Here is a 10852-nt window from a genome sequence, read left to right on the forward strand (position 1 = left end):
CCCGCATGCTTCACCTGGTTTTGCCAGGATGACCGTTATCGACCACCTCGCCAGGTAAGCCCTCTCATGATGGCCGTAGGTATCCACGCACTGGTCGGGAGGGTTGAGATGGTCGCCTTGTCAGCACGCGCACTCATCACCGGCGCGTTCACCATCGCGTTGAGCACGCACATGGGTGGTGCGTTCGCCGCTTCCACCTCACCGGTGGACCCGCCGAGCCCGCAAACCCAGAAGGACCTCGAGGAGTCGATGCGCGGTGAGGCGTTCGCCAACGCCTCCTACCGCCTCTACGCGGCCCAGGCCGAGCGGGAGAATCTGCCGTCGGTGGCCAGCCTGTTCGAGCGCACCGCCGATGTCGAACTGGGCGAGCACTTCAAGGAAGAGGCCGCGCTGAGCGGCCTGGTCGGCAGCGACACCGAGAACTTGCGCGCCACCGTGGCAGGGGAGACCTACGAGTCCCAGAAGATGTATCCCGGCTTCGCGCAGCGCGCCAAGGCCGGCGGGGACAGCGGGGCTGCCGCCCGCTTCTCCGAGATCGCCCGTGACGAAAGCACACACGCACGAGCGTTCGACGCCGCGCTGCGCGCCGTCGAATCCGGCCGGGGCACCGTCCCCGCGCCGCAGAAGGCCGAGTCGGTGCAGGTCCCGCAGGGCCCGCCTGAGGTCCGCGCGCAGCAGACCAAGACCGACCTGGACACGGCCCTGCACGGCGAGGCGCTCGCGTACGCCAAGTACCAGCAGTACGCCGAGCACGCCAAGAACCCGGCCGTGGCGAAACTGTTCCGCGGCAACGCCGATGTGGAACTGCATGAGCACTTCGCCGATGAGGCCAAGCTGGCCGGGCTGGTCGGAAGCACGCATGACAACCTGATCAAGGCCATCGCCGGCGAGCGGTATGAGTCCCAGACCATGTATCCGACGTTCGCCAAGCGCGCCAAGGCGGCGGGCGACAGCCAGGCGGCCGAACGCTTCTCGCACAACGCCGAAGACGAGGCCGGACACGCCCGCGCCTTCCAGCAGGCGCTGGATCAGCTGTCCTGAGCAGCCTCCTGACCGGTCGATGGGGCCAGACGCCATGGCCGCCGGTATCGCCTGCGGCCATCGACGCTTCTCATCAGTCGTGATCCGGCGCTTGCCGCCGGGCCGGACAGGAGGCGGATATGTTCTTCGGCCTGCCTTTGCACCCGCTGGTCGTCCACGCCGTCGTCGTGTGCGTGCCGCTCGCGGCGCTCGGCACCATCCTGATGGCGTTCTGGCCCGCTGCGGCGCGCCGATTCTGGCCGGTGGTGCTGTTCGTCGCCACCATCGCGCTGGCCGCCGTACCGCTGTCGATCAGCAGCGGCGAGACGTTGAAGGACAAGGTCGGAGAGAACGCACTCATCGAAGCCCACGAAGAGCAGGGCGAGCAGGTCCTGCCGTTCGTCATCGTGCTCTGGCTGGCCGCGCTGGGCATCTCCCTGGCAACCCGCCTCATGAGACACGCCACGCCCTCAACTCCCGAACGCACCGCGCCGCGGCCGCGGTGGCACGCCACCATGATCATCCTCTTGGCGGTCCTCGCCCTGGTCGGCGGCGTGGGAGGCACCATCGCCACAGTACGGGCCGGCCATAGCGGAGCCCAGACTGTCTGGACACGGTGACGTTCCGCGCCCACTGCTCGGTGGCAGCGGTCCCGCCTGGGTCCGTCGATCGCGTCGCCCTCATGGCCGGGCTGCCAGTTCCACGGCCTCGCCCCCGTCAAGAGGTCTCGCGCCTCGTCTTCCACTGTCTGCCACCAGCGCTCCTCCCCGCGCCACAGCTTGGACGCTTTCCAGGGCAGCGAAGACCGGTGCCAGTTCCTCGGCCTGGCCAGCTTCTTGATCGACGGGGACACCCGCAGGCCGGAACCGCGCCAGAAAGTCCGCCAGACGGGCCATCGTTCACCTCCCCCGCTCGGGCCATCACTAAGGTGATGCCCTCAGCAGGTCAAGATTCGGTCATCTCACGGCGAATGTCCGCCATGGAGGGACCTCGGAGCCAGGCCGCGGGCCCTTCATCGGTTCTGTCAGCGCATGCGGCGCAGCAACGGCGAGGGCGGCTCGTCATACGGCGCCACCCTGATCCGGGCGTCCACGGTGGTCGCGGTGTCTGGGGTGACGATGACGGGGTTGAGGTCAAGCTCGGCGACCTGGGGCAGGTCCTCCAGCAGTCGCCCAATCCGCAGGATCTGATCGGCCAGAGCGGTGATGTTGACGGGCGGCGCCCCTCGGTAACCGTGCAGGAGCGGCGCGCAGCGCAGCTCGTCGATCATGGCGAGGGCGCCGGTGACGGGCGGAACGCGGAAGACGCGGTCGGCCAGCAGATCGGCCGCCACCCCACCCATACCGACCATGATCAGCGGCCCGAAGGCCGGGTAGTTGACGCCACCAACGATGATCTCAACGCCGGACGGCAGCATGGGCTGGACGATCGCGCCGGCCATCTCCGCGCCTATGCGCTCAGTCATGTCCCGGTACGCCTGGCGGACTTCCTCCGGCGTGCGCAACCCGAGCCGGACCCCGCCGACGTCACTCTTGTGCATCGGCCCGACGGCCTTGAGCACCACCGGCAGCCCGATGCGCGTGGCAACCTCGGCGGCGTGCTCAGCCCCGTCCACATCGACGGACCGCACCAGCCGCACGCCGTAACAGTCCAGGAGCCGGGCAGCACCGGCCGGTGCCAGCCATGAACCCGAGGGATGCGCTTCCAACTCTGCGTGGACGAGTTCCCGGGCGCCGCGTTCGTCGGCCGGCGGAGGCACCTGAACCGGCTCGGCGGGTTCCCGCCGCCATTCCGCGTAGCGCACGGCGTGGGCCAGAGCTTCGACAGCCTGTTCGGGAAAGGCGCAGCAGGGGAGCCTTCCGTCGATGAGGTCGTCGAGGCCGACGAAACAGGCCAGCATGGTTTTGGTCACTGTCTCGCTGGAGTCGGCCAGGGCCCGGCGGGTCCGCGCCAGCCCGGAGCCGAAGGGCGAGGTGTAGACGACCAGGACCGCATCAACCTCGGACGAGGCGGCCAGCGCCCGCACCGCCGCACCGATCTCCTCCGCGCCGGCGTCGGCGGTCAGATCGACCGGATTGCCTATGGCGGTGGCACGCGTGTCCAGGAGGCCGGGTGGCAGCTCGGGAACCATCAGATTGTGCCGCTCACATGCGTCGGCGGCCATGGCCTGAGGGCCGCCGGAGTTGCCGACGATGGCCACCCGGCGCCCAGCCGGCAGCGGCTGGCTCGCGAGCAGCTTGGCCGTGTCGATCAGCTCGTGCACGCTGTCGAGCCGGATGACGCCGGCGGCGTGGACGAGCGCGTCCACCGCCACGTCGGGGGTGGCCGCGGCGGCGGTGTGCGAGCGCACGGCCCGCTCACCGGCGCCGCCGCGGCCGCTCTTGACCAGCAGGATCGGCTTGCGTTTGGCGACACGGCGGGCGATGCGGGCGAATTTGCGGGGGTTGCCGAACGACTCCAGGTACAAGGCGATCACTCGGGTGTCGTCGTCGTCCTCCCAGTATTCGAGCAGGTCATTCCCGCTGACATCGGCTTTGTTGCCGACGGAGACGAACGAGGAGACCTCCAGCCGCTCCAGCAGCGCCGCCCCGACGGCACCCGACTGCGACAACAGCGCCACGTGCCCCCGTTCTGGGCGGTGTGGCAGAAAGCTGGCGTTCAGGCAGGCGGCGGTGTTGACCACGCCCAGACAGTTCGGGCCGATGAGCCGCATCCCCGCCACGCGGCAGATCCGCAGCAGCTCCGTCTCGGCTTCCTTGCCCTGTGGCCCGGCCTCGGCGAAGCCGGACGCCAGCACCAATAGCCCGGCCACGCCCGCGTCCGCGCACTCGCGGGCCACATCCAGCACATGCCTGGCGGGCACCGCCACGACCGCCAGATCGAGGCCCGCGGGGACCTTCGCGTGGCAGGCCAGCCCGGCCACCTCGGCCGCGTTGGGGTTGACGGGGTGCAGCGGGCCGGAGAAGCCGCCGTCGATCAGATTGCGCAGCACTCTGTGCCCGACAGCACGCTCGTCCCGCGAGGCGCCGATCACCGCCACAGAACGCGGAGTCAGCACGCGCGCCAGCGATGCCCGTCCGGCCTCGTGATCACGCGCCTCGATGGCCGCCCACAGCCGGGCGGTCGGCTCCGCCGAGATCCTGACACGCAGGACGCCGTCCTCGAATCGCTCGGTCACCCCCAGCCCCAGATCGCGCAGCACCTGGATCATCGCCCGGTTCTCGACGAGCACATCGGCCACCAGTTCCCGCACGCCGTGCTCGGCGGCGTCGACGGCCAGGTGCTCCAGCAGCAGCGTGCCCAGGCCGTGCCCATGCACGGAGTCGTCCAGCAGGATGCCGACGTCGGCGCCTCCGCCGTCGATCGGAACGTACTCGGCCACCGCCACCAGCCGGCCGTGCATGCCGGCCACCCGCGCCCGGCCGGTGTAGCCGGTACCGGTGATGCCATCGATGTAGGCGTGCGCGGAGTTACGACCGCCGGTGAAGAAGCGCAGATAGGCCGAGCGTTCCGACGAACGGTCCACCAGCTCGTGCAGGGCTTCGCGGTCGGCGGGGCGCAGCGGGCGCACATGGGCGATGCCGCCATCACGCAACAGAACGTCGTATCCCACAGACATGCCAAACTCCTTCACCGCCGGCCGACGGACAACCCCCACGAACCCATCCTTGCCCGACGCAGGCGCGCCATGCAGTGCTGGACGTCTTCACCGACAGGGCCGAAAGTCCCCGGACCTCGGCCACCAGTCCTGTGGCCGTCGTGCCAGGGGGATGATGTCCGCCTGGCCGGAAATGTCGTGACGCAGACGGCACATGCCGCCAGCGGGGCGGTCAGGCCCCTGCCCTCAACGCGCTCACCACGGCTACGGGGCAATGTGCTCGGTGCAGGACCCCATGGCTGACCGACCCCAGCAGCGCGCGGGAGTATCCGCCGAGCCCACGCGAGCCCACGACGACGAGATCGGCGGTACGGGAGGACGTGGCCAGGGCCGCGATCGGGTGCTCGAAACTCATCGACCTGATCAGTTCGACGCCGCCGTGCCCATCCTGCCAAGCTGCCAGGTGTCGCTCGATCTCGGCGGTGTCGTCGACGGGCACGGGCCCGTAACCGGTGGGATGCGGGGCCAGGTGCGGGTAGCGCAGGCCGTGCAGGATGTGTAGGCGGGCCCGGCGAGCGGTGGCCTGCGTCCAGGCGTACTCCAGAGCCATTTCCGCGCACGGCGAGCCGTCGTAACCCACCACGACCTCGCCACCGCGCTCACGCGGCAGGCGTCTGACGATGACCACGGGGCTCTCGGCGTACCCGGCCAGGCCGTGCCCGACCGAGCCGAGCACCAGCCCGGCGAAACCGCCCAGCCCTCTGCTGCCCACCACCACGGTGTCGGCCGTCTCCGATTCGCTCTTGAGCCGCTCGATCACCGCGCCCGTCATCAGGGTCGTCGAAACCGGCGTCTCCGGAGCCAGACCGCGGGCCCTCCCGGCCGCGTCGGCGAGCAGCTTCTCGCATCGCTCGGTCAAGGTCTCCTGGTCGCTGGAGGCGCTCAGGGGGTGCTCCGCGCACCACGGCTCGCGTACGTGGACGATCCGCAGGGGCAGGCCCCTGCGGGCGGCGTCCTCGGCCGCCCAGACGAGCGCCGACCACGCCGTTCGGGAGCCGTCGACCCCCGCGACGATCGCCGCATTCGTCATCGTGATCACCCTATGTCGGTGAAGGGAAGTCGAGCAGGTCGTCTTCGCCGAAGGCGATGTAGGAACGCACATCCACCACGCCCTCGATTCCGCGGATCCGCTCGGCCAGGGCGACGGCCTGCGATCTTCGCTCGACCATGCCGCCGATCTTCACCACCCCCTGGTCGACCTCGAAGGGAAAGCCGTCCGGATCCGGCAGGACGGCTCGGACATCCGCCCGCAGTTCCTCGACCGGCCGGGAGAAGACCCGCAACACGTCACGCTGGTGCAACGTGCCGATGATGCGTCCGGTGACGGCGTTGATCACGGGCAGTTGCTTGAGGCGCCCGTCGTGCATCAGTTGGGCCGCCTCCCGCGCCGGGGTCTGCGGCGTGACGGTGATCGCCGGAGAGCTCATGAGCTGGGCCGCCGTCATACCCGCGGCCTTGTGGTGTTCTCTGCGTCTCCTGTAGGAGTCGAAGATGGCCCTTTTGGGTTGTGCCGGTGCCGTCTCCTTGAGCAGCAGGTCGTCTTCGGAGACTACGCCCACCGGTCGGCGCTGCGCGTCGATCACGGTAACCGCGCCCACCGCGAACCGTCTCATCGCGGCTATGATCTCCGTGAAGGACGCATCCTCCATGACGGCGACGGCGACGCGGCCCATGATGTCCTTGACTTCGATCGGCATAGAACCCACCCCCAGTCAAGGATGCCGCCAAGCCGGTTCCCGCCAGCAGCGGCGAAGGTCCCTCGTGGCCGGGACCTAGGTCCTTGCTCCGCCGGCGTTCCAGGCCGCAGGCCGGAGGTCTCCCGAGGCCGGGTCGAACGGCTCTGTCTTGACATCGACGCTGGTGGGTACCGTCGTCGGCATGGCCGCCATCGACCTGCGCTGACGGTCGCACCGGCTCGGCCGGGCCCGCCCTCGTCCCTTGACGAGACACATGAGCATCGATTCCGCCGCCCGCAGGCCAGCGGCGGGCATGGAGAGCATCCAACGTGACTGCCTCGTCTTCTGGACTGTCCTCGGCGGAGGCGGTCGCACGGCTGGGGCGGGACGGAGCCAACCTCCTTCCGCGGCAGCCCCCCGTCCCCGTGTGGCGGCGCGTCGCCACACAGCTCCGTGACCCGCTCATCGTCGTCCTGCTCATCGCGGCGATCCTGACCGTCACCACGGGCGACTGGGCCGACGCCATCGTGATCATGCTGGTGATCGTGGTCAACACCACGGTCGGGGTGGTGCAGGAGATCCGCGCCGACCGGGCCATCACGGCCTTGTCACGGCTCGCCGCTCCCGAAGCGCGCGTGATTCGGGACGGCCGCCAGCAGCAGATCCCCGCAGGCGACGTCGTCGTCGGCGATCTCCTGGTCCTCGCCGAGGGGGACGTCGTCCCGGCCGACGCGGAGACGGTGGAGTCCGCGGCGCTGCTCGTCGACGAATCTGCCCTGACGGGCGAGTCGGTGCCGATCGACAAGCGCGAGAGGGCGTCCGTGAGTTCGGGCACCGTCGTGGTTCGGGGCCGGGGACAGGCTGTGGTCACCGCGACCGGGGCGGCGAGCGCGAGCGGCCGCATCGCGGCCCTGATGGCGAAGCGCACCCCGCTCACCCCCTTGCAGCGCCGGTTGGTGGGAGTCGGCCGTATGCTGGCGGCTGTCGCCGTGCTGCTGTCGGCGGTGGTGCTGGCGCTGGGGCTGGTGCGCGGGCAGCCGGTGGAGCTGATGGTGGTGACCGCCATCAGCCTGGTGGTCGCCGCCGTACCGGAGTCGCTTCCCGCGGTCGTGACACTGAGCCTGGCGCTGGGAGCTCGCCGGATGGCCGCGCGCCATGCCCTCGTACGCAAACTGCCCGCCGTGGAGACGCTCGGCTCGGTGACGACGCTGGCCACTGACAAGACCGGCACGCTGACCGAGGGACGGATGGTGGCCCGGCGGATCTGGACTCCGTCGGCGGAGGCCACGATCAGCGGTTCCGGCTATGGCCCGGAAGGCGCGATCGGCACCGATGGGGCCCTGGACACGGCCGTCCAAGGCGCGATCGGCGCCGACGAACCGCTGGACACGGCCGTCTTCAGCGACCTGCTCCGCGCGGCGGTGTTGTGCAACGACGCGCGACTGGCGCCGCCGGAGGAGCCCGGCAGCGAATGGACCGCACTGGGCGACCCGACCGAGGCAGCGCTGCTGGCCGCCGCGGCCAAGCTCGGTCTCGATCGCGAGGACGTCCAAGCGCGCTTTCCCAGGGTGACCGAGCTGCCCTTCGACAGCGACCGCAAGCGAATGAGCACCGTACACCTGCTGCCCTCGGGAGACGCCCAGCTGGTCTGCAAAGGGGCCCCGGAAGCGCTGCTCCACCCGCCTGTCCTGGCCGACGATCCGGCGCTGGCGGCCCGCGCGGCGGAGCGCGCCGACCAGTTCGCCCGTGCCGGATACCGGGTGCTGGCCGTCGCGCAGCGCGATCTGGCCGCCGTTCCCGAGACGGTGCAGGAGAGCGGCCTGTCACTGCTCGGGCTGATCGCGATCCTGGACCCGCCCCGCCCCGCGGCGGCCACCGCCGTCGCCGACTGCCGGCGGGCCGGGATCAGACCGCTCCTCATCACCGGAGATCACCCCGGCACCGCCCGCGCCATCGCCACCGACCTGGGCGTCATCCGGCCCGGTGACCCGGTCGTAGACTGCCGCGAGCCTGGTGCGCTCGGCCAGGACCAGGCCGGCGTCTACGCCCGGGCCACGCCGGAGCAGAAGCTCGCGATCATCCAGCGCCTCCAAGACCGAGGCGGGGTGCTCGCGATGACCGGCGACGGGGTCAACGACGGCCCGGCCCTGCGACGCGCGGACATCGGCGTGGCCATGGGCAAGCGCGGCACCGAGGTCGCCCGGCAGGCCGCGGACCTCGTGCTCGCAGACGACAATCTGGACACCGTGGTCGCGGCCGTCGAAGAGGGCCGCCGGGTTTACGCGAACATCCGCAGGTTCCTGGTCTACGGCCTGTCGGGCGGCACGGCCGAGATCGCGGTGATGCTGCTGGGCCCGTTCGCCGGGTTCCCGCTCCCGTTGCTTCCCGCCCAGATCCTGTGGATCAATCTGCTCACCCACGGGTTGCCCGGCGTGGCCCTGGGCGGTGAGCCCACCGTACCCGGGGCCATGGCCGACCCGCCCCGGCCGCCCGGCCAGAGCATCCTCGGCGCGGGCCTGTGGCAGCGCGTCATCCGGATCGCCGTCGTCCTCACCGCCGTCACCCTCGGCGTCACGGTGTGGGCCGCGCAGACCGGACGCCCCTGGCAGAGCATGGCCTTCTTCGCCCTGGGCGCCACCCAGCTCGGGGTCGCGCTCGGGTCGCGGACACGGCCCGGCACCTTGGCCAATCCCATGCTGTTGCTCGCCGTCGCGGGCGCGTTCCTTCTGCAACTCGCCGGGTTGTACGTCCCGCCGCTGCGTCAGCTGCTCGGCACCCAGCCACTGGCATCGGCTGACCTGCTGATCGTCACCGGGCTGTCCGTGCTCGGGTACGCCGCGGCCCGTCTCGACCGGATCCTGCACCCGCCGCCCAGGCCGTCCAGGCCGTCCAGGCCGTCCAGGCCGTCCAGGCCGTCCAGGCCGTCCACCAGATTCTGATCTCAGTTGAGCGCGTAGACGCGATGAACGAAACGGAAATGGCGGCTATGGGCCGATCAGTCCGGCGGTGGTGTCACCGCGACGGGACACACGGCCTCCGCGAGCGCGGCCTGGGTGACCCGCCGGCCGGGCCGAAGACCACGTCCAGGACACTGCGTGTGCCGCAGCCCATCACCGCGACCAGTCGCAGCATCGGAAAGTCGACCTGCTCTGCTTGGGATAGGCCACGCGGTTGGCCGGGCTGTCGGCCACACTCATGACGGTCCCATCGACAGGACGCATCAGCAGATCCCGCCACCGAGCATGACGACCAGGCCACGCAATCTACTCAAATGCCCTCTTACGTCTCCCGGTGGGGATGATCAGGTCTGTGCGGATGTCTTCGACGCGTTCCCCGGCGGCGCGGCGGCGTAGCACGGTGTGCAGCACGTCGTCGGTGATCGCTGAGGGGCGGCCACCGTGCTTGCCCTTACGGGCGGCCGCGTCCAGGCCCTCCAGGGTGGCCTCGCGGATGGCCTCGCGTTCGATCTCGGCCATGGCGGCGAAGAACGCGAACAGCATCTGGCCGGGCCCGACTGGGTCGAGTATGTGACCCACCGCTCGGGTCCGCCCAAAGCAGCTCTGCATAACAGTGGCTACTGTTTGTGTTCGCACAAATGATCATTATGAGAACCCGCCGTTGAGCCGTGAGGCACACTGCCGCTCATGGCCGACGCTTCCACCCCCGCCTCCGATCCCGCCGAGCCGGCCGCCACCCCCGCCGACCCACCGGCTGGCGGATCCGGTTGGTTCGGCCCCGGCTCCTGCAGGCCGCGCAACGCCGAGTTGGTGGTGCTCGGCTCTCGTGGGCAGGGCGGGTTCGAGGAGCTTCGGCTGGGATCGGCGGCGGTGCAGGTGCCCGCGCACAGCGTCAAGCCCGTCGTCATCGTGGGTCCTGACGGCGAGTCGACGAGTACGGGCAGGCCACGGATCGTGGTCGGTGCCGACGGGTCTCCTGCCGGGCAGAGGGCATTGGAGTTCGCCTTTGACGAGGCCGAACTCCGTGTGGCGTCAGTGGCGGCCGTGTGCTGCTGGGATCGCCGGGCGTCCGGAACGGGCCCTGATCGACGCGGCACGGGACGCGACGCTGCTGGTGCTGGGCGGTCGTGGCATCGGCTCGGCAGCCGCCACTCTGGTCGGGCGGAGCCGGCAGTGGCGAGAGCGCCTATGCGGAGCAATGCGACCCCCGGGGGCATCTGAAGCCAGGCCGAGGCCGAGCGGAACTGCGGTGTTCCGCCCGGCCATGGGATTGATTGGTTCAGGTGGGTTGGGTTATGGGCAGTTGCCGATATCGCTTTCGGAGGAGGCCAGGACGATGTTGGTCTTGGCCAGGCCGAGGGCGTCGACGGTGACGTGGACGGCGTTGACGGTCAGGCCCTTGTCGGGGGTGGTGAATGCGATCTGCTCGTTGAGGACGAGCTTGACGACGCCGACGTTGACCGTGGTGTTGGGTTGGATATTGGTGGGTTCTGCGATGACCACCGTGTTGCCGACCTTGAGGAAGGCGATCGTGGTGGTTC

The 10852-nt window shown here is 70.1% G+C and carries 9 protein-coding genes; 4 read left to right on the forward strand and 5 right to left on the reverse strand.

Translation table 11 applies throughout. The features are described from left to right. Window positions 1-108 precede the first annotated feature (108 nt). Together ACFOY2_RS53245 and ACFOY2_RS53250 are read left to right on the forward strand one after the other, a co-directional pair. Window positions 109-1041 (forward strand): ferritin family protein, encoded by a 933-nt coding sequence (locus ACFOY2_RS53245; protein ID WP_379535853.1) that lies wholly within the window; start codon window positions 109-111, stop codon window positions 1039-1041. Between the two features lie 119 nt (window positions 1042-1160). Continuing rightward, entirely contained in the window at window positions 1161-1640 is a 480-nt protein-coding gene (locus ACFOY2_RS53250; RefSeq protein WP_379535854.1) for a DUF2231 domain-containing protein, read from the forward strand. Between the two features lie 404 nt (window positions 1641-2044). Here the strand turns inward: ACFOY2_RS53250 and ACFOY2_RS53255 are convergent, their stop codons facing one another. The 3 genes from ACFOY2_RS53255 to ACFOY2_RS53265 all read right to left on the reverse strand — a co-directional run bounded on the left by ACFOY2_RS53255 (window position 2045) and on the right by ACFOY2_RS53265 (window position 6375). Next, on the reverse strand, window positions 2045-4639 hold the full coding sequence (locus ACFOY2_RS53255; RefSeq protein ID WP_379535855.1) for a bifunctional acetate--CoA ligase family protein/GNAT family N-acetyltransferase: 2595 nt from the start codon (window positions 4637-4639) through the stop codon (window positions 2045-2047). Between the two features lie 211 nt (window positions 4640-4850). After that, on the reverse strand, window positions 4851-5708 hold the full coding sequence (locus ACFOY2_RS53260) for a universal stress protein (RefSeq protein ID WP_379535856.1): 858 nt from the start codon (window positions 5706-5708) through the stop codon (window positions 4851-4853). 10 nt (window positions 5709-5718) lie between these two features. Continuing rightward, a complete protein-coding gene (locus ACFOY2_RS53265) occupies window positions 5719-6375 on the reverse strand; it encodes a CBS domain-containing protein (RefSeq protein WP_379535857.1) in 657 nt (218 codons plus the stop codon). Between the two features lie 308 nt (window positions 6376-6683). On the opposite strand from ACFOY2_RS53265, the gene ACFOY2_RS53270 reads away from it, so the two are divergent. Next, on the forward strand, window positions 6684-9293 hold the full coding sequence (locus tag ACFOY2_RS53270; protein WP_379535858.1) for a cation-translocating P-type ATPase: 2610 nt from the start codon (window positions 6684-6686) through the stop codon (window positions 9291-9293). A 324-nt stretch (window positions 9294-9617) separates the two neighbouring features. Here ACFOY2_RS53270 and ACFOY2_RS53275 read toward each other — a convergent pair whose 3' ends face one another. Beyond that, the gene (locus tag ACFOY2_RS53275; protein ID WP_379535859.1) at window positions 9618-9890 is read right to left on the reverse strand and encodes a recombinase family protein; all 273 of its coding nucleotides are present in this window, start codon (window positions 9888-9890) and stop codon (window positions 9618-9620) included. Window positions 9891-9998: 108 nt separating this feature from the next. Between ACFOY2_RS53275 and ACFOY2_RS53280 the strand changes: the two genes are divergently transcribed. Continuing rightward, a complete protein-coding gene (locus ACFOY2_RS53280; RefSeq protein WP_379535860.1) occupies window positions 9999-10532 on the forward strand; it encodes a universal stress protein in 534 nt (177 codons plus the stop codon). Between the two features lie 72 nt (window positions 10533-10604). On the opposite strand, the gene ACFOY2_RS53285 is transcribed toward ACFOY2_RS53280, so the two are convergent. Then, window positions 10605-10852 (reverse strand): choice-of-anchor P family protein (locus ACFOY2_RS53285; RefSeq protein WP_379535861.1); only part of this gene is annotated, 248 nt, incomplete at its 5' end.

It is taken from the genome of Nonomuraea purpurea (genome assembly GCF_042650645.1).
GTDB classification, from domain to species: Bacteria; Actinomycetota; Actinomycetes; order Streptosporangiales; family Streptosporangiaceae; genus Nonomuraea; species Nonomuraea purpurea.

Coding starts and splice junctions, on each gene's coding strand:
- ACFOY2_RS53245 (WP_379535853.1), top strand. CDS start 109: ATGGTCGCCTTGTCAGCACGCGCACTCATCACCGGCGCGTTCACCATC.
- ACFOY2_RS53250 (WP_379535854.1), top strand. CDS start 1,161: ATGTTCTTCGGCCTGCCTTTGCACCCGCTGGTCGTCCACGCCGTCGTC.
- ACFOY2_RS53255 (WP_379535855.1), bottom strand. CDS start 4,639: ATGTCTGTGGGATACGACGTTCTGTTGCGTGATGGCGGCATCGCCCAT.
- ACFOY2_RS53260 (WP_379535856.1), bottom strand. CDS start 5,708: ATGACGAATGCGGCGATCGTCGCGGGGGTCGACGGCTCCCGAACGGCG.
- ACFOY2_RS53265 (WP_379535857.1), bottom strand. CDS start 6,375: ATGCCGATCGAAGTCAAGGACATCATGGGCCGCGTCGCCGTCGCCGTC.
- ACFOY2_RS53280 (WP_379535860.1), top strand. CDS start 9,999: ATGGCCGACGCTTCCACCCCCGCCTCCGATCCCGCCGAGCCGGCCGCC.